This is a genomic window from Falsirhodobacter algicola (assembly GCF_018279165.1).
Lineage (GTDB): Bacteria > Pseudomonadota > Alphaproteobacteria > Rhodobacterales > Rhodobacteraceae > Falsirhodobacter > Falsirhodobacter algicola.
The window spans coordinates 701,281-727,778 of sequence record NZ_CP047289.1; the positions used below are offsets into that span (position 1 = coordinate 701,281).

The following is a 26,498-nucleotide window of genomic DNA, read 5'->3' on the forward strand; positions in this document are numbered from 1 at the left end:
GCGCCAGACCCCCTGACATCACGAATTCTTTACGTCCTCGTGTTAGCCGGCGGCCTTGTTTTCGAGCGTAAGCCACTCATCCTCCGCAGCTGACAGAGCGGCCTGACGCTCCTCCAGCATCTGACTCGCCTTGCGGAATTTCACCGGCTCGGCGGTGTAGAGGTCGGGCGTGGCCAGCAGCTCCGACAGCTTTGCCAGTTCCGCTTCCAGCCGCGAGATCAATGCAGGAAGCTCTTCGAGGCGCTTGCGCTCGGTGAAGCTGAGGCCGTCGGCGACCGGTTTGGTGGCGGACGTCTTAGGAGTTGCGGTAGACACAACCTCAGGTTGAGTGACGTCCTCTTCGGGGGTGCGCTGGGTCTGATAATCGGTCCAGCCGCCGGCATAGACGACGGCCCGTCCTTCACGTTCGAGTGCAACAGTGGATGTCGCAACCCGGTCGATGAAGTCCCGATCGTGGCTTACGAGCAACACTGTCCCGTCATATTCCCCCAAAATATCCTGAAGCAGGTCGAGAGTCTCGACATCGAGGTCGTTCGTCGGCTCGTCCAGCACCAAAAGATTCGATTCGCGGGCCATGATCCGGGCCAGAAGAAGCCGTGCTTTTTCACCCCCGGACAGCGAACGGACCGGCGCACGAACTTGCGCATCGTCGAACAGGAAGTCCTTTAGATAGCCGACCACATGGCGCGGCTGCCCCCGGACCATCACCTGATCCGCCCGCCCCGACACACCCAGAAGGGGATCGCCGGTCAGGTTTTCCCACAGGCTCGCCTCGCCATCGAGTTGCGCGCGGGTCTGATCGAACACCGCCATCTGCAGGTTCGAGCCAAGGGTGACGGTGCCGGTATCGGGCGCAAGCTCCCCCGTCAGCATCTTCAGCAGGGTCGTCTTGCCGGCGCCGTTCGGGCCGACGAAGGCGATCCGCTCCCCGCGCTGCACACGCAGATCGAAGGGTTGCAGGATCACCCGCTCTCCGTAGGTCTTGGAGATGCCCTTGGCCTCGATGACGCGCTTGCCCGATACGGGGCCACTTTCCAATTCCATCGCGGCGGTGCCTTGACGGCGGATCTGGCCCGCGCGTTCGGCCTTCATATCGGCCAAGGCGCGCAGACGGCCCTGATTGCGCTTGCGGCGGGCCGAGATGCCCTCCACCGCCCAACGGGCCTCGGCCTTGATCTTGCGATCCAGCTTGTGGCGGGCTTCGTCCTCTTCGGCCCAAGCCGCCTCGCGCCACTCCTCGAACCCCTCGAACCCCTGCTCGCGCCGCCGCACTTGGCCGCGGTCGATCCACAGCGTCGCGCGGGTCAGCGCCTTCAGGAAGGCGCGGTCGTGGCTGATCAGGACATAGCCCGCGCGGGTGGAGCGCAGATGATCCTCCAGCCATTCGATCGCCTGAATGTCGAGGTGGTTCGTCGGCTCGTCCAGAAGCATCAATTCCGGTTCGGCCGCCAGAAGGCGGGCCAGCGCGGCGCGGCGCTTTTCCCCGCCCGACGCCGCGTCGATCCGCGTCTCCGGGTCCAGCTTCAGGCCCTCGGCAACCATGGCGATGCGGTATTCCTCGCCCTCCGGCAGGCCGGAGGCCGCGAAATCGCCCAGCGTCTCGAAGCCCGACAGATCGGGGTCCTGTTCCATATATCCGACGGTGACACCGGGAGAGAGCGTCTTGTCGCCGCGATCCGCCTCCACCAGCCCGGCCATGATCTTCATCAGCGTGGACTTGCCCGAGCCGTTGCGCCCGACCAGCGCCACCCGGTCCCCCGGCTGCACGACCAGCGACAGCCCGTCGAAGACCGGATCGCCCCCCCATGTCAGGGAGATGTCGTTGAGTTGCAGAAGCGGTGCGCGTGCCATCAGGCCTCCGGCGTCAGGATTTCGGTCTCGTTCCCATCCCGCACGGCGGTATAGAAGCAGGAACGACGGTTGGTGTGACAGGCGGGGCCGACTTGCTCCACCAGCGCCAGAAGGCAGTCGCGGTCGCAATCCACCCGCATCTCGATCAGGGTCTGCACATGGCCCGAACTTTCGCCCTTCGCCCAGAACGCCTGACGCGAGCGCGACCAATAGGTCATGCGCCCCGTTTCCATCGTGCGTGCGAGCGAGGTCGCGTTCATCCAAGCCATCATCAGAACCTCGCCGGAGGCATGGTCCTGCGCGATCACCGGGATCAGGCCGTTGGCGTCATAGCTCAGGGTATCTGGATCGAACATCTCTTTTCCTCGCAGGGGGTCGCGTCTATCTAGGGGAAGCATGACGGGAAGGGAACGATGTCCACGCTCTATTCCACGGAACTTCTGGCCCTCGCCTCCGATATCGGCCATGCGGGCCGCCTGCCCGCGCCCACCGGCAGCGCGACGCGCCGCTCCCCCACCTGCGGATCGACGGTGACGGTGGATGTGGTGACGGAGGGTGAAAGGCTCACCGCCTTTGCACAAGAGGTGCGGACCTGCCTTCTGGGTCAGGCGTCGGCCGCGCTGCTGGGTCGCTGCGTGTTCGATGCCGATCTGCCGCGCCTGCGCGCCGAGGTGGCGGCGATGCTGGCGGGCGGTCCGATCTGCGAGGCCTATGCCCCGCTGGCCCCGGCGGCGGAGCATCCGGCCCGCCATGCGGCCATCCTGCTGCCGATGGATGCCGCAATCGAAGCGATGGAAAAAAGCCGCCAACGCTGAGGCTGGCGGCAGTTGGCGCGTCAGGCAGGGCCGCGCAACTCAGAAAGCGATATGAAGGCCTACGAAGAGGCCGGAGAACAGAACGACGACGCCCACGGCGTCCTCGATCAGCGTGGCACGGGAATGAGTCAGTACGGAACGGGCTTGATCCAGCATAGGCAACCTCCTGTGTGTTGCCCGATTGTTCTCATACGTTCTGGAACAAGTAAAGAACTTATTAAGAACATTCAGCCAACGCGCAGCAGTCGGAATGCCTCGTCCCGGCCCAGAAGCCACAGAAGATCCCGCGCCGCCTGACCGCGCGGGCTCGACAGGTCCGGATCGCGGGCCAAGAGCGCCCGCGCATCCGATTGCGCCAGCGCCATCAGCCCCGCTTGGCGTTCCACATCGGCGATGCGGAACCGCGGAAGGCCCGATTGCGCCGTGCCGATCAGATCGCCCGCACCGCGGATGGAGAGGTCTTCCTCCGCGATGCGGAAGCCGTCCTCGGTTTCGCGCAGGATCTGAAGGCGGCGGCGCGCGGTTTGCGATAGCGGGTTCTGATAGAGCAGCAGGCAGGTCGATTGTTCGGAGCCCCGACCCACGCGCCCGCGCAACTGGTGCAGCTGCGCAAGGCCGAACGTCTCCGCCCGTTCGATCACCATGATGGAGGCGTTGGGCACGTTCACCCCCACCTCGATCACCGTGGTCGCGACCAGAACCCGCAGATCGCCGGCGGCGAAACGGGCCATCGTGCGGTCCTTTTCGGCCGGGGGCATGCGGGCATGGACAAGGCCTACCGCATCCCCCATCACCGCGCGCAGCCCTGCAAAACGCCCCTCGGCCGAGGCGTAGTCCATCACCTCGCTGTCTTCGACCAGCGGGCAGACCCAGTAGGCCTGCCGCCCTTCGGCCACGCGGGCGGCCAGCGTCGCGACCACCTCCTCCAACCGCTCGGTCGCCATCAGGGCGGTGGTGACGGGTTTGCGGCCGGGGGGCTTTTCGTCCAGCACGGACACGTCCATATCGCCATAGCTGGCCAGCGAGAGGCTGCGCGGGATCGGCGTCGCGGTCATCACCAGAACATCGGCGACGCCCTTCGCCGCCAGTTGCATCCGCTGCGCGACGCCGAAGCGGTGCTGCTCATCGACGATGGCCAGACGCAGATCGTGGAAGATGACATCCTGCTGGAACACGGCATGGGTGCCGATCAGCAGGTCGATCTGCCCGCCCGCCAGCGCCTCCAGCTTGGCGCGCCGATCGGCGCCCTTGTCGCGGCCGGTCAGCACGGCCATGCGGATGCCCGCAGCCTCGGCCAAGGGCGCGAGGCTTTCGCCGTGCTGGCGGGCGAGGATCTCGGTCGGGGCCATCAGGACGCCCTGCCCGCCCGCCTCTATGGCGATCAGCAGCGCAAGAAACGCAACCAGCGTCTTGCCCGCGCCGACATCGCCCTGAAGCAGCCGGTTCATGCGGTGCGGCGCGGCCATGTCGGCGGCGATTTCGGCGACGGCGCGGGTCTGGGCGCCGGTGGGCGCATAGGGCAAGGAGGCCAAGACGCGCGTGCGCAGCCGCCCGGTGCCGGTGCTGGGCCGCCCCGCAACGCGCCGCCGTGCCGCCCGCGCCAGCGCCAGCGTCAGTTGATGCGCGAACAATTCGTCATAGGCGAGGCGCTGGCGGGCGGGCGTGGCGAGGGCCAGATCCTCGGGGGTGATGGGGTGGTGCAGACCGTGCAGCGCGGTGGTCCAGTCGGGCCAACCCTCGCGCGCCACGACCGAAGGATCGATCCATTCGGCCATGCGTGGCGCCCGCGCCAGCGCATCGCGCGCGGCCTTCGTCACGCCCTTCTGCGTCAAGCCCGCCGCCAGCGGATAGACCGGCTCGCACAGCGGAAGGGAGGCGGCATCCTCGGGCGGCAGGACATGATCGGGATGGACCATCTGGATCATCCCGTCGAACGTCTCGATCTTGCCGGAGACGAGCCGCCGTTCCCCGACCGGCAGCAGTCGCGTCAGATAATCGGCCTTGGCGTGAAACCATACGGCCTGAAACGCGGTCGTGCCGTCCGAGAGGTCGATACGGTAGCGCCCGCCCCGGCTGCGGGGGGGATGGTGGCGGCCCACCGTCACCTCCACCGTGGCGACGGCGGGGGGGATCACATCGGCGACGCCCGCGCGCGGCGTGCGGTCGATCGCGGAATGGGGCAGCAGGAAGAGAAGATCGGCCGGGCGGCGCAGGCCCGCCGCCTCCATCGCGCGGGCGGTCTTGGGCCCGACCCCTTCCAGCGTCTCGAGCTGCGCGAAAAGCGGGTTCAGCGCGTCGGACCGGCTCATGCGTCGCCGATCAGGGCAAGCCATTCGTCTTCGTCGATCAGGCGCACGCCCAGCGTCTCGGCTTGCTTGGCCTTGCTGCCCGCCCCCGGCCCTGCGACCACGAGATCCGTCTTCGCCGACACCGACCCCGCCACTTTCGCGCCCAGACTTTCCGCTCGCGATTTCGCCTCGGCCCGTGTCATCTTTTGCAGGGTGCCGGTGAATACGACGGTCATACCGGCGACCGGGCTGCCGGAGATGACCTGCCGCTGCACCTGCTGCACATCGAGATGGGCCACCAGCGCATCAATCGCCCGGCGCTCGGCCTCGTTGTGGAAGGCGTCGAGCAGCGAGGTCGCCATCACCGCGCCCACCCCGTCGATCGCGATCAGTTCGTCCCATTCGGGGCCTTCGCCGGCGGTGGCGCGCGACATCGCACCCTCGAACGCGGCCCATGTGCCGTAATGGCGGGCCAGAAGCTGCGCCGAGGTTTCGCCCACATGCCGGATGCCGAGCGCGAAGATCAGACGGTTCAGTTCGATCCGGCGGCGGGCATCGATGGCGGCGAACAGCTTTTCGGCGGATTTCGGACCCCAGCCTTCGCGGTTGCGCACCTGTTGAAGGCCACTGCCATAGCGCTGCTGAAGGGTGAAGATATCCGCTGGATCGCGGATCCAGCCGTCGCGGTGGAAGGCCTCCACCTGCTTGGCGCCAAGACCGTCGATGTCGAAGGCGTTCCGCGACACGAAATGCTTCAGCCGCTCCACGGCCTGCGCGGGACAGATCAAACCGCCGGTGCAGCGGCGCACGGCATCCCCCTCCTCGCGGACGGCGGGGGACTGGCATTGCGGGCAGTGATCGGGAAAGCGGAACGGCTCCGTACCCGCCGGGCGTTTGGCGATATCGACATCGGCGATCTTGGGGATCACGTCGCCCGCACGGTAGATCTGCACCCAGTCGCCGATGCGGATGTCCTTGCCGCCGCGGATCTCCCGTCCCTGCGAATCGCGGCCGGCGATGTAATCCTCGTTGTGAAGGGTGGCGTTCTGCACCACGACGCCGCCTACCGTCACCGGCGCCAGCCGCGCCACGGGCGACAGGGCGCCGGTGCGGCCCACCTGAATGTCGATGTCTTCCAGCCGCGTCCATGCGAGTTCGGCCGGGAACTTATGCGCAATCGCCCAACGCGGCGTCGTGGACCGGAAGCCGAGCCGCCGTTGAAGGCCGAGATCGTTCACCTTGTAGACGACGCCGTCGATGTCATAGCCCAGCGTCGCGCGCTGCTGCTCGATATCGCGGTAATGGGCGAGCATCTCCTCCACGCTGTGCCAAAGGCGGGTGAAGGGATTGACGGAAAAGCCCATCGCCTCGAACCGCTCCATCACGCCGGACTGGGTATCGGCAAGGGGTTCGGACACCTCGCCCCACGCATAGGCGAAGAAACGCAGCGGGCGCTGGGCGGTGATCGCCGGGTCCAACTGGCGAAGGCTGCCGGCCGCCGCATTGCGCGGGTTGGCAAAGGTCCGACCGCCCCGTTCGGCCTGACGGGCGTTGAGCGCCTCGAAATCGGCATGGGACATATAGACCTCGCCGCGCACCTCCAGCACCTCGGGGGCGCCGGTCAGGTGGTGGGGAATGTCCTCGATCGTGCGGGCATTGGCGGTGACATCCTCGCCAGTCTCTCCGTCGCCGCGGGTTGCGGCCTGCATCAGGCGCCCGCCCTCATAGCGGAGCGAGAGGGAAAGGCCGTCGATCTTGGGTTCGGCCATGAAGGCCAGATCCGCCTGATGGCCGAGGTATTTGCGCACCCGCGCCTCGAACTCCACCACGTCGGCGTCGTCGAAGGCGTTTTCGAGGCTGAGCATGCGCACCGAATGGCGCACCTTGCCGAAGGCGTCCGAGGGGGCTGCACCGACCAGTTCGGTCGGGCTGTCGGCGCGCTTCAGTTCCGGAAAGCGCGCTTCCAAAGCAAGGTTGCGCGCTTTCAGCCCGTCATATTCGGCGTCGGACATGACGGGCGCGTCGTCGCGATGATAGGCGAGGTTCGCCCCGGCCATGGCCTCGGCCAGATGCGCAAGCTCCGCCTGCGCCTCGTCCATCGTCAGCTCGTCCACGGCTTTCACGGCATCCTCCGGCTCTCGTTTTGCCGTGATCTAGAGGGCCGTCCCGTGACAGTCTAGCCCCTAGGCCCCCATGGCAAGCGGCGCGGGATCGCGCAGCATGTAGCCGCGGCCCCAGACCGTCTCGATATGGTTGGCACCGCCGGTCGCCTCGGCCAGCTTCTTGCGCAGCTTGCAGATGAACACGTCGATGATCTTCAACTCCGGCTCATCCATGCCGCCATAGAGATGGTTGAGGAACATCTCCTTCGTCAGCGTCGTGCCCTTGCGCAGGCTGAGGAGTTCGAGGATCTGATATTCCTTGCCCGTCAGATGCACTTGACGGCCATGCACATCCACCGTCTTGGCATCGAGATTCACCACCACATCGCCGGTGCGGATCAACGACTGGGCGTGGCCCTTGGAGCGGCGGATGATGGCGTGGATGCGGGCCACCAACTCCTCGCGGTGGAAAGGTTTGGTCAGGTAATCGTCTGCGCCCGAACCGAAACCGCGCACCTTGCTTTCGGGATCATCCTCGCCCGACAGGATCAGGATCGGCGTGTTCACGCGGTTCATCCGCAACTGGCGCAACACGTCATGCCCGCTCATATCCGGCAGGTTCAGGTCGAGCAGGATAAGGTCGTATTCGTAGACTTTCGCCAGGTCGATTCCGTCTTCACCAAGATCGGTGCAGAACACGTTGAAATTCGCGCCCTTCAGCATCAACTCAATACTGCGCGACGTGATTGGATCGTCCTCGACCAGCAATATACGCATTGGAAACCCTGTCGATAAAATATGGATAAAATATGGAATCGAATGGTTAACCGAACGTGTACGGAAAGCGAGAAAATGTGATCGACTTCTTCACTTTCAGCGAAAGCGTCGCAAAGCGGTCACTTTCAGCGCCTGCTCCCCGTGAATGCTGAGGCTGCGCATCCAGCCCTGAAGTTCCTCCTCGGACAGGGAATAGATGGTGATCGCATCGTCCGCCGTGATCAGGCCATGCGCGACGGCACGGACCACGATGGCCTTGCGGCTGGCCACCCAGCGGCGGGTGTCGGCGGGCGGCAGGTCCGCGCGCGTCAGAAGGCTTCCGTCTGGCAGGCGCACATGGCGGGGACCGGATGATTTCCTGAGATACATGAGGCAGCTCCGTTGAACCGCTTCACCCTTGCGCCGCCGGCTTAACCGAGGGTGAACCCGCAGGGTTGAGATTACTTACGATTTTTCCTATCTTGCGGGCTTATCATTCGGGGGCACCTATGCTCGACCATCCTCTCAATTCGCTCGGCTTTGCCAAACCGCCTGCCGCGACCCGCGTCGTGGTGGCCATGTCCGGGGGCGTGGACAGCTCCGTCGTCGCGGCGCAGCTGAAGGAGGAGGGCTACGATGTCGTCGGCGTCACGCTGCAGCTCTATGATCATGGGGCGGCGCTGGCCAAGAAAGGCGCCTGCTGCGCCGGGCGCGATATCCACGACGCCCGCCGCGTGGCCGAGACGATGGGCTTTCCCCATTACGTCCTCGATTACGAGAACACCTTCCGCGAGGCGGTGATCGACGAGTTCGCCGATGCCTATCTGGCCGGCGCCACGCCCGTCCCCTGCATCCGCTGCAACGAACGGGTGAAGTTCAAGGACCTGCTTCAGACCGCCAAGGATCTGGACGCCGACTGCATGGCGACGGGCCATTATATCCAGCGCAAGATGGGCGATGTGGGGGCCGAACTGCATTCGGCCGCCGATGCGAACCGCGATCAGAGCTATTTCCTGTTCTCCACCACGGCCGAGCAGTTGGATTACCTGCGTTTCCCGCTCGGCCATCTGGCGTCGAAGGCGGAAACGCGGGCGCTTGCGGCGCGCTACGGGCTTTCGGTCGCCGATAAGCCCGACAGTCAGGATATCTGCTTCGTGCCGAATGGCGATTACGCCTCGGTGATCGAAAAGCTGCGCCCCGGCGCGGCCGATCCCGGCGATATTGTGGATATGGATGGCAATATCCTCGGCACCCATCGCGGCGTGATCCATTACACCGTGGGCCAACGGCGCGGCCTTGGGATCGGCGGATTGGGAGAGCCGCTTTATGTCGTCCGCCTCGATCCCGACAACCGCCGCGTGATCGTCGGCCCGAAGGACGCGCTGTCGACCCGCATCATTCCGGTGCGCGAGATCAACTGGCTCGGCGATGCCCCGTTCGACTCGCAGCCCGAATGGCATGTCAGCGTCAAGGTCCGCTCCACCCGCGCGCCGCGCCCGGCGATCATCCGTCCGCTGTCGCCGACCACCGCCGAGGTGGAGCTTCTGTCGCCCGAAGATGGCGTCTCGGTCGGGCAGGCTTGCGTCTTCTATGCCAACGAAGGCAGCCGCATCTTTGGCGGCGGCTGGATCTGGCGCGGTTACTGAAGGGCCGAAAGCACCGATCGCGCCGCCCGCAGGCCGGGCGGCTCGCCCCCTTCACCAAGGCGCTGCATCGTCAGTTCCATCGCCTCGCGCTGACCGGCGGTCGCGTCGCCCCCCTCGAGGAGGCGCAAGATGGCCGGCGCGATCCGGTGCGGGCGGCAATCGGTGCCCAAGAACTCCGGCACATGCCGCGTTTCCGACACCAGATTGACCAGCGTGACCGTATCGATCAGCGCCATGCGCCGCATCAGCCACATGGTCAGCGGCGACATGTCATAGGCGATGACCATCGGCACCCGGTTCGCCGCCAGTTCCAATGACACGGTGCCCGAGGCCGCGATCGCGACATCCGCCGCCTGAAACGCCACGCGCTTGCCCGATGTCTCTTCGATGATGCGGGGCTGGATGGGCCAACCGCGCGTCACCTCATGCACGAGGTCCGAAACCGAGGGCAGCGTCGGCAGCAGCACCCCCGCCTTGGGATGCACCGCCACGACCCGTTCCAGCACCTGCCCGATGATCGGGGCAAGGCGCATGATCTCGCTCCGCCGCGATCCGGGAAGGGCGAGGATCATGGGGTCCTGCCCGATATTCTCGCGGAACTTGCGGGCCTCGTCCGGGGTGGCGCGATGCTCGGACACGACGGGATGGCCCACGAAATCGCAGCTCATGCCCGCCGCCGTCATATAGGGCGGCTCGAACGGAAGAAGCGCGAGGACATGGTCGATCCACTTCGCCATCTTCGCCGCCCGCCCCGGACGCCATGCCCAGACCGAGGGCGCGACATAATGGATCGTGCGCAGATCGGGCCGCGACTCTTTCACGAGCCGTGCCACGCGCAGGTTGAAATCGGGGGAATCGATGGTGATCAGCGCGTCCGGGCGCAGATCGGCCACGGCATCGGCGCATTCGCGGATGCGGCGCTTCAGCGCGCGGTATTTTGGCAGAACCTCGGCAATGCCCATGACCGACAATTCGTCCATGGGAAACAGGCTCCGAAGCCCCTCCGCCTGCATCAGGGGGCCGCCGACGCCGACGAACTCCACCCCCGGTGCCAGCGTCGTCAGGCCCTGCATCAGCGCAGCGCCCAGCCGGTCGCCCGACGGCTCCCCGGCGATCAGGAACAGCTTCACGACGCCCTCGCCCAGAGGGTGATACCCTGTGCCTCGGCCTCGGCCAGAACGGCCTCCCGGTTCAAAAGGATCACGCCACCAGCCTCCCATGCGATGCAGGACAAAGCGGCCTTGGCCGCCCGGCGGATCGTTGCGGGTCCGAGGGTCGGCAGGTCGATGCGTCGATCCTGCCCGGGTTTCGGTGCCTTGAAGAACACGCCGCCTTCACCTTCCCGCGTCATCGCAACCCAGTCAAGCATGGCGTCCGTCCCGGGAAGCGCCTCTATGGCAAGGCAGAGCCCGCCCGCCACCACCGCGCCCTGCCCGACATCGACATCGCCAAGCGCGCGAACGATCGCGGCGGCGCGGGCGGCGTCGGCCTCGTCGGCGGCTGTGGGCGCGCCGGTCAGCACACCTTCGGCCGGGACCAGATCGGGGGCGACATCGCCGATGCCCAAAACCTCGAATCCCCGCTCCTCGAACACGGCGATCACGGCGCGCAGAAGCCCGTCATCGCCGCCCTGCATCGCGGCAAGGATGCGCGGCACGAGTTGCGCGGTTTCGGGATCGAAGAAGGACGGATCGAGATCGGGGCGGCGCACGGCCCCGGCAAAGATCACGCGGGTCACGTCCTCGGCGATAAGGTTGCGCATCAGGATGGCCAAACGCTCCAGACGGAACGTCGCATCCGGCACGAGACCTTCGGGGATGAACCCCTCCAGCGCGGCCACGACCGGGGCGTCGAGACGGGCGGCAAGCGCCGCCGGCAGATCGCCCTGTCCGGCGATGATGGCGGTACGGGTCATTTGGGCGTCAGGAAGGATCGATCGGTGGCGCCGAGGATGAAATCCGTCATCTCGCGCACATGGCGGCTTTCGGTTTCGTCATGCAGACGGCGGGCGCGGTCGAGGAACGTCCCCTCGCCTTGGGCCAGCATCTGATAGCCCGCGCGCAGGGCCGTGATCTCCGACCGCTCCACCCCGCGGCGTTTCAGCCCGACGAGGTTCAGCCCATCGAGATCGCCCCGCGGCCCCTGCACCAGACCATGCGGCAGCACATCGTTCGTCACCATGGTGACGGCGCCGATGATCGCACCGCGGCCCACGCGCACCCATTGGTGAATGCCCGACAGCCCGCCCACGATCACGTCATCGCCCAGCACGCAATGCCCCGCGACCGCGACTTGGTTCGCAAGGATCACCCGGTCACCCAGCGTCGCATCATGGCCGACATGGCTGCCGGTCATCAGCAGGCAATCGTCGCCGATCCGCGTGACGCCGCCGCCGCCCTCGGTCCCGAGGTTCAGCGTCGCACCTTCGCGGATGCGGTTGCGCTTGCCGATGACGAGGCGCGTCCTCTCCCCTCGGAACTTCAGATCCTGCGGCACCTCGCCGACGACGGCGAAGGGAAAGACCACCGTCTCGTCGCCGATCTCGGTCCAGCCGGTGACGACCGCGTGGCTCTTGATCACCACATTGTCGCCCAGCGTCACCTCCGGGCCGATGACGGCAAAGGGGCCGACTTCGCACCCGGCGCCAAGCACCGCCTTTGGGTCCACGATTGCCGCGGGATGAATCGCCATGGGTCAGCCTTTCGGAAAGTCCATCATGGCGCTGAATTCGGCTTCAGCCGCCAGTTCGCCGTCGACCTCGGCCCGGGCGGAGAATTTCCACACCTTGCCGCCGCCGCGCTTCGTCGTCACAGTCATCATCAGCTGATCACCCGGAACGACCTTGCGCCGGAACTTGCAGCTGTCGATGCCCATGAAATACACGAGCATGTTCTTGTCCGCGAGGTTCATGGACACGCCGACCATGACCGCCGCCGTCTGGGCCATCGCCTCGACGATCTGCACACCGGGGAAGATCGGCGCGCCGGGGAAGTGCCCGGTGAATTGCGGTTCGTTGAAGGTGACGTTCTTGATCCCGACCGCCGATTTCATCGGGTCGATGTCACGGACCTTGTCCACGAGCAGAAACGGATAGCGATGCGGAAGGATCCGCTGGATCAGCTGGATGTCGGCTTCGACGGGAACGGCGTCGGTCATTCTGTCTCCTTCAGAGCTTCCGAGGATGGGTATCAACTGCGCCGTCTGTGGACAAGACGTCAGGGTGCCGGGGTATCGTCATAGATGGATGCGCCGTCGCCCAGCTGCGTGTCGATCTGTGCGATGGCCCGGTCCGTCACGTCGATCAGATCGAAGGACAGGAACACGCTGCCACGGTCGAGGATGGCAAGCGCGCCCTCCTCTTCCATCAGGTTCGCAAGGACGGGAATGGCCGCTTGGAAGAAAGCCTTGCGGTCGGCATCGCGCAGCCGCGTCAGGGCGCGGGATTTGGCGTCCTGCTCTTCGCGGATCTTCTCGACCTTCTTGTCGAACGCCTCGCTCAGCACATGGAAATCCTGCGGCGCCGTCGTGGCGCGCCGCTCGGTCAGTTCCTGCTCTTCGGCGGTCAGGTCGGCCTCGATGCCGCGGTTTTCGGTCAGCAGATCGCGCGAGCGTTGTTCGAACCGCGCGGCGGCCGTCTTACCGGCTTGCGTTTCCTCGAACAGGCGGTCGGGCACGATGGTCAGGATGGCGCTGCTGCGCGGCGGCGGGGTCGCCGCCTCCTGCGCGGCAAGACCGCCGGGCAGGAATGCGCAGATCAGGGCCAGAGCCTTCCACATCAGAAGCGCGTATTGATCGTCAGATCGAAGTTGCGCTCTTCGTCGTAGTCTTCTTTCTTCAACGCCTTGGTGAAGTTCAGGCGCAGCGGCCCGATCGGCGTCGACCAGAAGACCGAGAAGCCGACGGACGAGCGCAGGTTCATGCTGTCATCGACCTCCACCCCATCGGTGCCGACATTGTCGTCCAGACCCCAGACGCTGCCCGCATCCATGAATAGACCGCCCGTGATCCCGTATTCGGCCGGAAGGCCCAGCGGGAACTCGGATTCGAGGCGCGCCACGGCGAAGTAGTTGCCGCCGAGGGCGTCTTCGTTCTCGGCCGTCAGGTCGCGCGGGCCGATCCCGTTCGGATCGAAGCCGCGGATGGAGTTGCCGAAGTAACGGTTCGGCACGGTGCTGACATCGTCGTTCAGCATGGTCAGCGCCCCGCCTTCGAACACGGCGCGCAGCGTCAGATCCTCGTTCCAGACCCGGCGCTCGGCCACGGCGGTCATGCTCGTCTTAACGTAGTCCACGTCGCCGCCGAGGCCCGCGAAGTCCTGCCCAAAGCGCAGCAGAACGCCGCCCAGCGGGTTGATGCCGTTCGTCCGCGTGTCGTAGCTGAAGCTGTACCCGACCGAGCTGGTGATCTGATCGCCCAGATCCTCTTCTCGCTGAAGGATCTCCGAGGAGTCGTCCTCCACATCCGAGATATCCGCTTCGGAGATGTTGTAGCGCAGTTCCAACCGGCTGTAATCGCCGACCGGGAAGGTCAGCGAGGGGCTGATGCCGATGCTCTTGGTGTCGTAGTCGGAGTTCTCGCTGTCGGTCGTGGTGTAGTTGGCCGACAGGCCGAATTTCAGATCCCGCCCTAGGAAGGCCGGTTCCGAGAAGCTGATCGTCGAGCTGACGCTGTCGCTGCCCGTCCCGATATTGACGCCCAGCGACTGCCCGCGACCGAGGAAGTTCGATTCCGAGAAGCCGATGTTGAAACCGACCCCCGACACCGCGCCATAAGCCACCCCGAAGGACAGCGAGCCGGTCGGCTGTTCTTCGACATCGACGTTGACGACGACCTGATCGGGCGAGCTGCCCTGCTGGCTTTCGACCTGCGCATCCGAGAAGAAGCCGAGAGCACGGATGCGTTCGGCGGCCTGACGGATCTCGCGCGGGTTGAAGGGGTCGCCTTCGACCGTGCGGAACTGGCGACGGATCACCCGGTCCTGCGTGGTGGTGTTGCCCTCGATGTCGATGCGCTCGACGAAGATGCGGGGGCCGCGGACCAGCGCGAATTGCACATCCAGCGTGCCGTTCTGCACGTTGCGCGTCACGCGCGGCTCCACCCGGATGAAGTTCAGCCCCTGCTGAACGCCGACATTCTCCATCCGCGTCGTCACGTTATCGACCGAGGACGGCGAGTAATAGCTACCCCGTTTGATCCAAAGCTGATCTTGGAAGTCGGACAGGTCGATCCCCGGCACCTCGGACACGACCGAGACATTGCCGAAACGGTAGCGCTGGCCTTCCTGAATGTTGAAGGTCAGGAAATACGAACCGCGATCGCGCGTCAGTTCCGCCGACGGCTGGCCGATCTGCACATCCGCGAAACCGCGCGACAGATAGAAATCGCGCAGCATCTGGCGGTCCACCTGCGTACGTTCGGGGATGAACGTGTCCGCGCGGATCAGCCGGCGCAGGATGCCCGCCTGACGGGTTTCCAGAACCTGCCGCAGACGGCGGTCCGAATAGGTGCGGTTTCCGGCAAAGGCGATGCGTTCGATCTCGGCGACGCGGCCTTCGGTGATGGTGAACACCAGATCGACCGAATTGGCGGAGCGGCGGATGATCTGCGGCTCCACCGTGGCGGCGGTGCGGCCCGATTGCGAATAGGCCAGCGTGATGGCGGCGGCATCGGCCTCGGCCTGCGTCGGCGAGAAGACGCGCCGCGTCTGCGATTTCACCAGCGTTGCCAGCCGCTCATCGCCGATGATCGAGTTCCCCTCGAAGGCGATGGTGTTCACGATCGGGAATTCCTCGACCGTGATGCGCAGCGTGTTGCCTTGGGGCGTCATTTCCACGGACTGGAACAGGCCGGAATCCATGATGCGCTGATAGGCGTCGTTCAGTTCCCCCCCGCTGAGCGATTGCCCGCGGCTGATACCGGCGAAGGACAGGATCGTCGGATCGTCGACCTGCGTGTTCCCTTCCACCACCACGTTGGAGAAGTTGAAGTTCTGCGCGATGGCCGGCATCGCCGACAGCCCCAGAACGACAGAGAAGACCGCAGGGCGCAGCCCGATCCCGCCTGCACGACCCTTTGTGCGTCCCATTCCCACTGCCCCAATTTGGTTTCTTTGGGTTGTGACTATCGACAACCGGGGCGGTTGTCAAAAGCACCGCGTGGATCAGGGGCAGAAAATGTCGTTGGTCAGCGCAAAGACCATCAGCGACAGGATCGCAGCCACGCCCGCCGTCATCAGCACCTGCAGCACGCGGGGCGACGGCGGACGGCGCAGCACCGCCTCCACGGCATAGAAGACGAGGTGCCCACCATCCAGCGCCGGGATCGGGAAGAGGTTCATCATCCCCACCGCGACCGACAGGATCGCGATGAACCAGATGAAGCTCTGCGCGCCCGCCGATGCCGCCGCGCCGGAGCTTTCGGCGATGCCGATCGGCCCCTGCAGGTTGCAGGTGGAGATGGACCCCGTGATCATGTGCCATAGGCCGGACAGGCTGGTGGTGATGATCGTCCCGAGCTGCGAGACCGAGACCGAAAGCGCCTCCACCGGGCCGGGGGTGCGCGTTTCGGGCGTGAAGACGAGGCCGCCCGACAGCCCGATCAGCCAGCGCGTCTCGAACCCGCCGGAGGGGAGCGGGATGTCCTGACGGCGCGGGGTCAGTTCCAGCTCTTGCTCCGTTCCGTCGCGCCACAGCGTCAGCGTCACGGGGCTGCCATCGCCTTGGCCGATGCTGTCGCGAAGTTCGTTGAAGGACCAGACGGGACGGCCGTCGAATGCGGTGATCACATCCCCCGCTTTCACCCCGGCGTCCGAGGCGGCCGACCCCGGCGCGACCGAGGTGACGGCAGCCGGGAACGGGAACGGACCGTCGAAGCGCAGATCGGCGCCTGCACGTTCCACTACATAGGGAACGGTGGGGACCGGCGGCAGATCCTGTGCAACCTCGGCAAAGGCCGTAAGGTCCGGCGTGTCCTGTCCGTTCAGGGAGAGGATGCGATCGCCCGGCTGAAGCGTCTGCTCCGTTCCCGGCAGATCCTGAACCCGCGCCACGATGGGCTCGTCGATGGCGATGCCGGACCAAAGGGTGAAGGCGAAGAAGATCGCGATGGCCGACACGAAGTTGAAGATCGGCCCCGCCGCCACCGTCGCCGTCCGCGCCCAGAGCGGGGCACCGTGCAGCGTGCGCCGCCGTTCGGCCTCTGGCAGCGCGGTAAGGTCCGCCGTTCCCGGCCCCGAGGCCGCGTCCGCATCGCCCTTGAACCGCACATATCCGCCCATGGGCAGCGCCGCGATCTGCCAGCGTGTGCCGCGCCGATCCACCCGCGATGCGATCACCGGCCCGAACCCGAGCGAGAACACATCCGCCTCGATCCCGCACAGGCGACCGACGATGTAATGACCGTATTCGTGGATCGTCACGATGATGGATAGCGCGACGACAAACGCCGCGAGCGTCCAGAGTACCCCTCCGAACTGCGGCAGCAGACCAGCCAGATCCATGTCAGCCCTCCTTGGCCACCTCGGCCGCCCTGCGGCGCGCCTCGGCATCGGCCTCCATCACATCGTCCAGCGAGGACGCAGGACGGGCGAGCGCATTGCGCCCCGCCATCCGCGTCAACGTTTCCTCTACGATGACGGCCATGCGGGGGAAGGCAATCGTCCCCGCGATGAAGTGATCGAGCGCGATCTCCTTGGCAGCGTTGAAGGCCGCACCGAAAAGACCCCGAGCCTCCATCACGCCGCGCGCAAGGCGAAGCGCCGGAAAGCGTTGTTCGTCAGGCGCTTGGAACGAAAGGTTCGCAATCTTCGCGAGGTTCAGGCGCTCCACCGGAACCGAACCGCGACCCGGCCAGTGCAGCGCGAAACCGATGGCGTGGCGCATGTCGGGCGGGCCGAGATGCGCCATTATGCCGCCGTCGCAGAACCCGACCAGCGCATGGACGATGGATTGCGGATGGACCAGAACCTCGATCCGCGCGGGATCGATGTCGAAGAACTCGCGCGTTTCGATCAGTTCCAGCGCCTTGTTGAACATGGAGGCGCTGTCGATGGAGATCCGCTGCCCCATGGACCAGTTCGGATGGGCCACCGCCTCGTTCAAGGTGGCCGCGGCGATCCGCTCTTCCGACCAATCGCGGAACGGCCCGCCCGAGGCGGTGATGATGATCCGCTCCACGCAGGCCGGATCCTCGCCGAGGAGCGCCTGAAAGACGGCGGAATGTTCGCTGTCCACGGGAACGATGGTCGCCCCGGCGTCGCGCGCGGTCTGCATCAGCAGCGGACCTGCCGCGACGAGGCTTTCCTTGTTCGCAAGTGCCAGAGTGCCGCCATGGCGCAGCGCCGTCAGCCCCGGAAGAAGGCCCGCCGCCCCGACGATCGCCGACATGACCCAATCGGCCGGGCGATCGGCTGCCTCGGCGATGGCCTTCGAACCGGCGGCGACGGCCACATCGCTCCCGGCAAGCGCGTCGCGCAGGACCGGCAGGCATTCCTCATGGGCGGTGACGGCAATCTCGGCCCGCAACTCGCGCGCCATTTCGGCCAGCCGGGCGACGTTGCGCCCGCCGGTCAGCGCGACGGTGCGGAACCGCTCGGCCCCGCCCTGACGGCGGATCAGGTCGAACGTACTTTCGCCGATGGAGCCGGTGGCCCCGAAAATCGAAATGCTGCGCATGGATCAGAGGCTGTCCGGAATGGGCAAGGGAAACAGGAGGCTGAGAAGCATGATCGCCACGACCGCCCCGATCAGCGCGTCGAACCGGTCCAGCACGCCGCCATGCCCGGGGATGAGGCTGGAGCTGTCCTTGATCCCGGCCCGGCGCTTGATCCAGCTTTCGGCGATGTCACCAAGCTGGCCCGCAAAGGCGACGACGGGCGACAGCAGGATCAGCTGCCACGGCTCGTTCTGCGCGACAACGAAGATCGCACCGATCACCGCCGCACCAACCCAGCCGCCGATCGTGCCCGACCATGTCTTGTTCGGGCTGACGCGCGGCCAGAATTTCGGCCCGCCAAGGCTGCGCCCGACGAAATAGCCCATCACATCCGACACCACGACCAGCGCGATCAGCCAGACGATGACGGCCGTCCCCGCCTCGGATCGAAGATCGATCAGAGTGTAGCCGGAAATCAGGATGGCGAAGGTATAGACCGCCGCCACCTTGTGATGCCGCGACAGCAGCGCCGCCGCGACGGACGGCACGAACAGCAGGACCACCCGCACCGCAACCGGCGTCTGCAGGATCGCCAGCAGCGTCACCGCCGCCAGCAGCCCAAGGCCGATGGGCACCCATGTAGCGCGCGGGTTCTGCATCCGCGCAAGTTCCCACGTCATCAGCCCCGTAAGCAGGATGACGAGCCACGCGAAGGTCACGCCGCCCATCCACACCTCGACTACGCCGACGAGCAGCATGATCGCGGCCGAAAGCATCCGCTTGGGAAGATCGCCCCAACGTCCGTGTTTCTTCGCGGGTTTCATGCGTGCCGAACACCGCCGAAACGGCGATCGCGATTGCCGAACCGCTCCACGATGCGCGCCAATTCGTCCGGCGTGAAATCGGGCCAGAGCGTCGGCGTGAATTCGTATTCCGAATAGGCGCATTGCCACGGCAGGAAGTTCGAGGTCCGCGTCTCGCCGGAGGTGCGGATCACGAGGTCCGGGTCGGGAATGCCGCCGGTGTCGAGCGCGGCCGAAAGCCCCGCCTCATCCAGCGCGTCGGGCGCAAGCCGCCCTTCGGCCGCGTCGCGCGTCAACTGGCGGACCGCGCGCAGGATCTCGTCCCGGCCGCCGTAATTGATCGCCACGGTCAGGTTCAGGCGCGACAGGTGAGCGGTCCGCTCCTCGATGCCGCGCATCAGGCCCTGCAACTTGCCATCCAGCCGACCGCGATTGCCGATGAAGCGCATGCGCACGCCCTCGGCGGCAAGGCGGTCGGCCTCCCGCTCGATATAGCGCGCGAAAATACCCATCAGACCAAGGACTTCCTCGGTCGAGCGTTTCCAGTTCTCGGTCGAGAACGCGTAGATCGTCAGCCACTCGATCCCCAGATCGGGGGCGCAGCGGACGATCTGCTTCACACGTTCGGCCCCCTTGCGGTGACCGACCAGCCGGGGCCAGCTGCGGTTCGTGGCCCAGCGGCCATTGCCATCCATGATGATGGCGACATGGCGCGCCCCGTCCTGATGCTTGCCGGCCACGAAAGCCCTCCCACGATCAGACAGGCCGTCAGACCTGCATGATCTCCTGCTGTTTCTGTTCCAGCGCCTTGTCCACGTTCGCGATGGCCTTGTCGGTCAGCGCCTGCACCTCGTCCGCCCACATCTTCTGGTCGTCCTCGGACATGCCGGCGGCCTTGGCTTTCTTGATCTGGTCCATGCCGTCGCGGCGCACGTTGCGGATCGCGACGCGCGCATGTTCGGAATACCCGGCCGCGACCTTGGTCAGTTCGCGGCGGCGTTCTTCGTTCAGTTCCGGGATCGGAAGGCGGATCAGCGGGCCGTCCACCACGGGGTTGATGCCGATACCGCTTTCGCGGATCGCCTTTTCCACCTTGGAAATCATGCCCTTGTCCCAGACGTTGATGACGACCATCCGCGGCTCGGGGACGTTGACCGTGCCTAGCTGGTTGATCGGCGTCGACTGGCCATAGGCTTCGACCTGGATCGCGTCGAGGATCGAACCCGAGGCCCGGCCCGTCCGCAAGGAGGCAAACTCCACCCGCAGGGCAGCCAGAGCGCCGTCCATGCGCCGCTCGATCGCGTCGAGATCGATCTCCAGATCGTCAGACATCATTCTTCCTTCCCGTAAAACGAAGCGTCCGGCGTGTCCTTATCAGGCCCCTACCGGATGGTATAGTCTCAGCCATGCACGTGGGTATAGGTACCCTCGCCGCGCAGGATACCACAGAATCCGCCCGGTTCATCCAACGAGAAGACGATGATTGGCAGGTGGTTGTCCCGCGCCAGCGCGATGGCGGATGCGTCCATGACGCCGAGATGCTTTTGCAGCACCTCGTCATAGCTGACCTTGTCGTACCGGCGGGCATCGGCGAACTTGGCCGGGTCCTTGTCATAGACCCCATCGACCTTGGTGCCCTTGAAGATCGCCTGACAGGCCATCTCGTTCGCGCGCAGCGTCGCGGCGGTGTCGGTCGTGAAATAGGGGTTGCCCGTTCCGGCGGCGAAGATGCAGACGCGCTTCTTCTCCAGATGGCGGACGGCGCGGCGGCGGATATAGGGCTCGCAGACCTGATCCATCGGAATGGCGCTGATGACGCGGGTGTGGATGGACAGCGCCTCCAGCGCCGCCTGCATCGCCAGCGCGTTCATCACCGTGGCGAGCATGCCCATGTAGTCGGCGGTCGTCCGTTCCATCCCCTGCGCCGAGCCTTGGAGGCCGCGGAAGATGTTGCCCCCGCCGATCACCATGCAGATCTCGACCCCGAGATCATGGACCGATTTCACCTCTTGCGCGATGCGCGCGACGGTGGGCGGATTGAGGCCGAAGCCCTGATCGCCCATCAACGCCTCGCCCGAAATCTTCAGCATGACGCGCTTATAGGCAACGGGAGACGGAGATTGATCAATCATGGCGGGCTTTCGTGTTTGACTTGCCGTGAAAATGTCCGAAAACGCCGTCGGATACAACCGGGAGCCGCCGTTGATGGTAAGGATAGGCGTAAATATTCCGGCGGACCGCCACGTCCTGATCGCCGGCCCGACCGCCAGCGGCAAATCGGCGCTGGCGGCAGAGATCGCGGCGCGGCATGGCGGGACCATCGTGAACGCCGACGCCCTTCAGGTGTTCTCCAACTGGCGGCTGCTGACGGCACGGCCAAGCGCCGAGGAGGAAGCTGCGCTGCCCCATGCCCTCTATGGCCATGTGGGGCGCGATCAGCCCTATTCCGCAGGCCATTGGTTGCGCGATCTGCGCCCGATCCTCGAAACCGGCCGCGCGATCATCGTGGGTGGTACGGGACTGTATTTCTCATCCCTTATCATCGGCTTGGCGGACATTCCTGATGTACCGCCTGAGATACGCCACCATGCCGATACCTTAGCCTTGGAGGAGATGATCGCCCGCCTCGACCCGCCGACCGCCGCGAAGATCGACCTGCGCAACCGTGCCCGCGTTCAGCGCGCATGGGAGGTGCTGACCGCGACGGGCCGTGGCCTGTCGGACTGGCAGGCCGATACGGGCCCGCCGCTTCTGCGCCGCACGGACGTGGAGGCGATCGTCCTGCGCCCCGATCCCGACTGGCTGCGCGCCCGCATCGACCGGCGGTTCGATGCGATGATGCAGGCCGGGGCGCTGGACGAGGTCCGGGCGGAACTGCCGCATTGGAACCCCTCCCTCCCATCGTCGCGCGCAATCGGAGCGCCGGAGCTTGTGGCCCATCTGCGGGGGGAACTGACGCTGGCGGATGCCGTGCAGCAGGCCAAGATCGCAACCCATCAATATGCGAAACGTCAGCGGACATGGTTCCGCAACCGGATGAGGGATTGGCACAGCGTCGCGCTTCCCTGATGCTGGCCTTTCCCGCAGCCACACTAGATCATCGCGCATGACCCATCCCGCCGCCCGTCATCACGCCGCCGACCACCTCGCCGGACGAATCAACCGGCGGGAGTTTCTGTCCCATGCCACCGCGCTCGGCGTCTCGGTGCCCGTCGCCTATGGGCTGATCGGGCTGCGCAGTCCCGCGCGCGCCGCAGGGCCGGCCCCCGGCGGCACCCTGCGCATGGCGATGTCGGCGCTGCCCCTCTGCGATCCGCGCATCGCCGATTGGCCGGAGATCGGGAATGTCCTGCGCGGCTGGTTGGAGCCGCTGGTGCAGTACAACCCCGACGGCACCTTCACCGGCGCGCTGCTGGAGAGTTGGGCCTATGCCGACGATGCGCGCACCCTGACGCTGCATCTGCGCCCCGGCATCCGGTGGAGCAATGGCGATCCCTTCACCGCCGCCGATGTGGCCGCGAACCTGCGCCGATGGGCCGATGCGGGCGTGCCGGGCAATGCGATGGCCGCCGTGACGGCGGCGCTGCAAACCGATGGGCGGCTCAATGAGGATGCGGTGGCGATTGCCGACGATCTGACGCTGACCCTCACCCTCGGCTTTCCCGATGCGACCCTGATCGCGAGCTTTGCCGAATACACCGCGCTGCTGGTCCATCCCGCCTATGACGGGGCGGACCCCTCGGTCGATCCGGTCGGCACGGGGCCGTTCCTGCCGGTTCAGATCGAACCCGGCACCCGCCATGTGCTGGAGCTCGATGTTGCCCGCCCGTGGTGGGGCACCGAGGTCCTTGGCGGGCCATGGTTGGACCGGATCGAATATGTGGACCTCGGCACCGATCCCGCGCGTGCCGCCGTCGCCGCCCGTGCGGGCGAGATCGAGGCCGTCGATCAGACCATTGGCCGCGCCACCTCGGAACTGGACGATCTGGGATGGGAACGCAGCGAATGCCCCTCGGCGGCGACGCTGGCCATCCGCTTCAATCAGCGCATGCCGCCTTATGACGACCGGCGCGTGCGGCTGGCGATCCAGAAGATCGTCTCCAACGCCGTGGTTCTAGAAATCGGCTATGCCGGTCAGGGCGAGATCGGCGAGAACCACCACGTTGCCCCCCTTCAGCCCGACTACAGCCCGATCGGCCCGGCCGAGTTCGACACCGAGGCCGGCCTTGCCCTGCTGCGCGAAGCGGGGATGGAGGGGGAGGAGTTCACGCTCACCTCGCTCGATGACGAATGGCAGGCCCTAAGCTGCGATGTCGTCGCGGCGCAGATGGTGGATGCGGGTCTGACCGTGACGCGGCAGATCCTACCGGGGCGCGACTATTGGCCGAATTGGCGGGGCTTCGCCTTTTCCGCCACGAACTGGAACATGCGTCCGCTAGGGGTGCAGGTCCTGCGCCTTGCCTATCAAAGCGGGTCGGTCTGGAATGAAACGGGCTTTGCCGATCCCGCCTTCGACGAGGCGCTGCGCGATGCGCTGGCCATCGTCGATGCGGAGGAACGGCAGAGCGTCATGCAGCGGCTGGAGACGATGCTGCGCGATCAGGGCGTGCTGATCCAGCCGTTCTGGCGCCGCCTTGCGCGGCATGTCCACCCCCGCGCGCATGGGATGGACATCACGCCGGTGCTGGATCACCGCCACCACGAATGGTGGCTGGAGCCTGCGCCCGCCCCTTAGGGCTTGCGCTTGTCGAGGTGCTTGCGCAGCCGAGAGGGCGTGCCGAAGTTCTTCTTGTCCTTGTAGGGGTTCTTGTCGCCCTGCCCGCGCAGCGTCAGACGGATCGGCGTGCCGGGCATGTCGAAGTGATCGCGCAGCCCGTTCACCAGATACCGTTTGTAGCTGTCCTGCATCATGTCCGGATGGCTGCACATGACGATGAAGCCCGGCGGACGAGTTTTCACCTGCGTCATGTAGCGCAGCTTGATCCGGCGGCCGCCGGGGGCCGGCGGCGGGTGCGCCTCGGTCATGGCACCAAGCCACGAGTTGAGCCGCGCCGTCGGAATACGGCGGTTCCAGATGTCATGGGCGCGCAGGATCGCCTCGCGCAGACGCTCCAGCCCGCGGCCGGTCTTGGCCGACACGGTGATCAGCGGCGCACCGCGCAGCTGCGGCAGCAGGCGTTCGAACATTTCCTTCAGTTCGAACAGCTTGTCCTGCTTGTCATCCTCCAGATCCCATTTGTTCACGGCGATGACGACGGCCCGGCCCTCGGTCTCGGCGAAATCGGCGATGCGCAGATCCTGCTGCTCGAACGGGATCTCCACGTCCAGAAGCACGACCACAACTTCGGCGAAGCGCACGGCGCGCAAACCATCGGCGACGGACAGCTTTTCGACCTTGTCGCTGATCTTGGCCTTCTTGCGCATGCCTGCGGTGTCGAAGATGCGGATCGGCGTGCCGCTCCAGTCGGCGCGGAGCGAGATGGCATCGCGCGTGATGCCAGCCTCCGGCCCCGTCAGAAGACGGTCCTGCCCGATGATCTTATTGATCAGCGTCGATTTGCCGGCATTCGGGCGACCGATCACGGCAATCTGCAGGGGATGCTTCTCCGTCGGCTTGTAGGCCTCGGGATCGTCCTCCTCCTCGGAGCCTTCGGGAACGTCCACATCCACGACCGGCGCATCCGCCAGTGCGCGTTCGACGAAACCGTCCGCGATGGGCACGAGGATGCGATAGAGATCGTCCATCCCCTCGCCATGCTCGGCCGAAAGGCGCACCGGCTCACCGAGGCCGAGGCTCCACGCCTCGATCGCCCCGGCATCGCCGGCCTTGCCTTCGGCCTTGTTCACGGCCAGCACCACATGCGCGTTCTTGCGGCGCAGGATGTCGGCGAACATCTCGTCCTGCGGGGTCACCCCCACACGGCCGTCGATGACGAACAGGCAGATATCGGCCATTTCCACGGCCCGCTCCGTCAGGCGGCGCATCCGCCCCTGAAGGCTGTCATCGGTCGCGTCTTCCAGCCCCGCCGTGTCGATCACGGTAAAGCGGAGGTCGATCAGCTTGGCGTCGCCCTCGCGCAGATCGCGCGTGACGCCGGGCTGATCGTCCACGAGCGCAAGGCGCTTGCCGACCAGCCGGTTGAACAGGGTCGATTTGCCCACATTGGGGCGACCGACGATGGCGAGGGTGAAGCTCATGCCCGTCTCCTTCCGAAGGATGGGTGCTTACACCCTTGCGCACTCAGCGGAAAGCGTGAATCGCGCCGTCGCCGGATTCCACGTAGATCGCGCCCCCCGCCACGGCCGGCTGCGCCGCCGCCCCGTCCGGGATCGCGACCGAACCGACAAGCGCGCCGCTGACCGGATCGAAGAACCGCAGCAGCCCATCGCTGGAGGCGACGACGATTCGCCCGCCCGCGATGACCGGCCCGTAATGGGCGGTGATGGAGCTGCGCTTGCGGACTTTCTCGGCCTCGAAATAGGGCATCGGCACAGACCAGATGGTTTCCCCCGTCCGAGCGTCGAGCCGCACCAGATGCGCCTCGTCGGATACGAGGAAGACCGAGTTCCCGCCCACGGCCACGGGGCCATAGGCCCCTTCCTTCGCGGCCCAGATCCGCTCACCGCTGGAGCGGTCCAGCGCGACGGTGCTGCCCGCTTGGTTGCCGACATAGACGACCGAGCCGTTCACGACCGGATCGGAGGTGATGTCCGGGATCAGGCCATAGCTGCGGCCCCGGCGCTGCCCGGCCACGGCGCTCGTCCAGACCCGCGAACCCGATTGCTGACGCACCGCCAGCACCTGCCCGGTGGAGAAGGGAAGGATCACCTCCGCGTCCGACACCGCCGGGGATGCCGTGCCGATCATGCCCGCCACTTCCGACGTTCCGGTGACCGTCCATTCCACCCGACCATTGGCCAGATCGACGGACCATGCCGTGCCGTCCCGCGCCACGACATAGACGGAGTTTCCGTCCACCGTCGGCGCACCGATCGCCGGGGCGCCAAGGTCCTGCCGCCACTGGATCGCGCCGGTCGCCGCATCGAGTGCGATCAGCTCGCCATAGCCGGTCGTCGCAAGGATGCGCCCGCTGCCATAGGCCAGCCCCCCGCCCGAGATGTCGGAGCGTTCGCCCGCCGGGCGCAGCGAGGTTTTCCACAGCAGCTGCCCCTCGGTCGAGACGGCGGCCAGATGCGCATCGGAATCCATGCCGAAGACACGCCCCTGCGCCACGACGGGCGCCGCGGCGATGCGCGCACGTTCGATGTTGCCGGCGCCGATATCCACGCTCCAGATGCGCTGCGGCGCGGCGCTGAGGGCACCGTTGCCCGCAAGGTGGCGGGCATTGCCGCCGCGATGCGTCCAATCGGTGCTGGTCTGCGCCGGGAGCGAGATCGGCAATGCCCGGTTCGCAACCGTCGCGGTGCCGCCCACGGGGGACGGGTTGGACGCGGTCGGCAGGCTTGCCTCCAGCGGGGCGCGCACATCGAACCGCTCGCCCGGCAGGGTGTCATCCTTCTGACAGGCCGCCACGCTCAGGGCCGCCAGCGTCATCAGGGCCGTCGTCGCCTTCATCATCCGCAT

The 26,498-nt window shown here is 66.1% G+C and carries 24 protein-coding genes; 4 read left to right on the forward strand and 20 right to left on the reverse strand.

From position 1 onward, the window contains the following. Positions 1-42 precede the first annotated feature (42 nt). Both GR316_RS03605 and hisI read right to left on the reverse strand, forming a co-directional pair. Positions 43-1,851, reverse strand: a complete 1,809-nt coding sequence (locus GR316_RS03605) for an ABC-F family ATP-binding cassette domain-containing protein (protein WP_211784683.1) — start codon at positions 1,849-1,851, stop codon at positions 43-45. Then, complete coding sequence (gene hisI, locus GR316_RS03610) at positions 1,851-2,207, reverse strand: phosphoribosyl-AMP cyclohydrolase (protein WP_211784684.1); 357 nt, start codon at positions 2,205-2,207, stop codon at positions 1,851-1,853. Before hisI ends, GR316_RS03605 begins: the two co-directional genes overlap by 1 nt. Before the next feature lie 57 nt (positions 2,208-2,264). On the opposite strand from hisI, the gene GR316_RS03615 reads away from it, so the two are divergent. Beyond that, entirely contained in the window at positions 2,265-2,666 is a 402-nt protein-coding gene (locus GR316_RS03615; RefSeq protein ID WP_211784685.1) for an iron-sulfur cluster assembly scaffold protein, read from the forward strand. A gap of 227 nt (positions 2,667-2,893) precedes the next feature. Here the strand turns inward: GR316_RS03615 and recG are convergent, their stop codons facing one another. The 4 genes from recG to sciP form a co-directional block, all read right to left on the reverse strand. Then, on the reverse strand, positions 2,894-4,975 hold the full coding sequence (gene recG / locus GR316_RS03620) for an ATP-dependent DNA helicase RecG (RefSeq protein ID WP_211784686.1): 2,082 nt from the start codon (positions 4,973-4,975) through the stop codon (positions 2,894-2,896). After that, positions 4,972-7,053, reverse strand: coding sequence for an NAD-dependent DNA ligase LigA (gene ligA / locus GR316_RS03625; RefSeq protein ID WP_211785094.1), 2,082 nt, complete (start codon positions 7,051-7,053; stop codon positions 4,972-4,974). Before ligA ends, recG begins: the two co-directional genes overlap by 4 nt. Positions 7,054-7,137: 84 nt before the next feature. After that, positions 7,138-7,833, reverse strand: coding sequence for a response regulator transcription factor CtrA (gene ctrA, locus GR316_RS03630; protein ID WP_211784687.1), 696 nt, complete (start codon positions 7,831-7,833; stop codon positions 7,138-7,140). A 96-nt stretch (positions 7,834-7,929) separates the two neighbouring features. Continuing rightward, positions 7,930-8,202: a CtrA inhibitor SciP gene (sciP, locus tag GR316_RS03635; protein ID WP_211784688.1), complete on the reverse strand. Its 273-nt coding sequence runs from the start codon at positions 8,200-8,202 to the stop codon at positions 7,930-7,932. A gap of 119 nt (positions 8,203-8,321) precedes the next feature. On the opposite strand from sciP, the gene mnmA reads away from it, so the two are divergent. Next, complete coding sequence (gene mnmA / locus GR316_RS03640; RefSeq protein WP_211784689.1) at positions 8,322-9,458, forward strand: tRNA 2-thiouridine(34) synthase MnmA; 1,137 nt, start codon at positions 8,322-8,324, stop codon at positions 9,456-9,458. On the opposite strand, the gene lpxB is transcribed toward mnmA, so the two are convergent. From lpxB to pyrH, 12 genes are all read right to left on the reverse strand, one after another. Then, positions 9,452-10,588, reverse strand: coding sequence for a lipid-A-disaccharide synthase (gene lpxB, locus GR316_RS03645; protein ID WP_211784690.1), 1,137 nt, complete (start codon positions 10,586-10,588; stop codon positions 9,452-9,454). The two genes, mnmA and lpxB, sit on opposite strands and share 7 nt — an antisense overlap. Next, positions 10,585-11,373, reverse strand: a complete 789-nt coding sequence (locus tag GR316_RS03650) for an LpxI family protein (protein WP_211784691.1) — start codon at positions 11,371-11,373, stop codon at positions 10,585-10,587. The genes lpxB and GR316_RS03650 overlap by 4 nt, the downstream gene beginning before the upstream one ends. Beyond that, on the reverse strand, positions 11,370-12,149 hold the full coding sequence (gene lpxA, locus GR316_RS03655; protein ID WP_211784692.1) for an acyl-ACP--UDP-N-acetylglucosamine O-acyltransferase: 780 nt from the start codon (positions 12,147-12,149) through the stop codon (positions 11,370-11,372). The genes GR316_RS03650 and lpxA overlap by 4 nt, the downstream gene beginning before the upstream one ends. A gap of 3 nt (positions 12,150-12,152) precedes the next feature. Then, a complete protein-coding gene (gene fabZ, locus GR316_RS03660; protein ID WP_211784693.1) occupies positions 12,153-12,614 on the reverse strand; it encodes a 3-hydroxyacyl-ACP dehydratase FabZ in 462 nt (153 codons plus the stop codon). A gap of 59 nt (positions 12,615-12,673) precedes the next feature. Further along, entirely contained in the window at positions 12,674-13,234 is a 561-nt protein-coding gene (locus GR316_RS03665) for an OmpH/Skp family outer membrane protein (protein ID WP_211784694.1), read from the reverse strand. Further along, positions 13,234-15,543, reverse strand: coding sequence for an outer membrane protein assembly factor BamA (gene bamA, locus GR316_RS03670; RefSeq protein WP_211784695.1), 2,310 nt, complete (start codon positions 15,541-15,543; stop codon positions 13,234-13,236). The genes GR316_RS03665 and bamA overlap by 1 nt, the downstream gene beginning before the upstream one ends. A 75-nt stretch (positions 15,544-15,618) precedes the next feature. Continuing rightward, positions 15,619-16,956: an RIP metalloprotease RseP gene (gene rseP, locus GR316_RS03675; RefSeq protein WP_211784696.1), complete on the reverse strand. Its 1,338-nt coding sequence runs from the start codon at positions 16,954-16,956 to the stop codon at positions 15,619-15,621. A 1-nt stretch (position 16,957) separates the two neighbouring features. After that, complete coding sequence (dxr, locus tag GR316_RS03680) at positions 16,958-18,130, reverse strand: 1-deoxy-D-xylulose-5-phosphate reductoisomerase (RefSeq protein WP_211784697.1); 1,173 nt, start codon at positions 18,128-18,130, stop codon at positions 16,958-16,960. Between the two features lie 3 nt (positions 18,131-18,133). Continuing rightward, the gene (locus tag GR316_RS03685) at positions 18,134-18,934 is read right to left on the reverse strand and encodes a phosphatidate cytidylyltransferase (RefSeq protein ID WP_211784698.1); all 801 of its coding nucleotides are present in this window, start codon (positions 18,932-18,934) and stop codon (positions 18,134-18,136) included. Then, positions 18,931-19,608 carry a polyprenyl diphosphate synthase gene (gene uppS, locus GR316_RS03690; protein ID WP_211785095.1) on the reverse strand — a complete coding sequence of 226 codons (678 nt, stop codon included), beginning with the start codon at positions 19,606-19,608 and terminating at the stop codon, positions 18,931-18,933. Before uppS ends, GR316_RS03685 begins: the two co-directional genes overlap by 4 nt. A 73-nt stretch (positions 19,609-19,681) precedes the next feature. Then, entirely contained in the window at positions 19,682-20,245 is a 564-nt protein-coding gene (gene frr / locus GR316_RS03695) for a ribosome recycling factor (protein WP_211784699.1), read from the reverse strand. Positions 20,246-20,313: 68 nt separating this feature from the next. Next, the gene (pyrH, locus tag GR316_RS03700) at positions 20,314-21,045 is read right to left on the reverse strand and encodes a UMP kinase (protein WP_211784700.1); all 732 of its coding nucleotides are present in this window, start codon (positions 21,043-21,045) and stop codon (positions 20,314-20,316) included. 73 nt (positions 21,046-21,118) lie between these two features. Between pyrH and miaA the strand changes: the two genes are divergently transcribed. Together miaA and GR316_RS03710 are read left to right on the forward strand one after the other, a co-directional pair. Next, positions 21,119-21,982, forward strand: a complete 864-nt coding sequence (miaA, locus tag GR316_RS03705) for a tRNA (adenosine(37)-N6)-dimethylallyltransferase MiaA (protein ID WP_249218807.1) — start codon at positions 21,119-21,121, stop codon at positions 21,980-21,982. A gap of 37 nt (positions 21,983-22,019) precedes the next feature. Beyond that, positions 22,020-23,648, forward strand: a complete 1,629-nt coding sequence (locus GR316_RS03710) for an ABC transporter substrate-binding protein (protein ID WP_211784701.1) — start codon at positions 22,020-22,022, stop codon at positions 23,646-23,648. Here GR316_RS03710 and der read toward each other — a convergent pair. Together der and GR316_RS03720 are read right to left on the reverse strand one after the other, a co-directional pair. Next, positions 23,645-25,111 carry a ribosome biogenesis GTPase Der gene (der, locus tag GR316_RS03715; protein ID WP_211784702.1) on the reverse strand — a complete coding sequence of 489 codons (1,467 nt, stop codon included), beginning with the start codon at positions 25,109-25,111 and terminating at the stop codon, positions 23,645-23,647. The genes GR316_RS03710 and der overlap by 4 nt on opposite strands. A gap of 43 nt (positions 25,112-25,154) precedes the next feature. After that, positions 25,155-26,492 (reverse strand): outer membrane protein assembly factor BamB family protein, encoded by a 1,338-nt coding sequence (locus GR316_RS03720; protein ID WP_249218808.1) that lies wholly within the window; start codon positions 26,490-26,492, stop codon positions 25,155-25,157. Between the last annotated feature and the right edge of the window lie 6 nt (positions 26,493-26,498).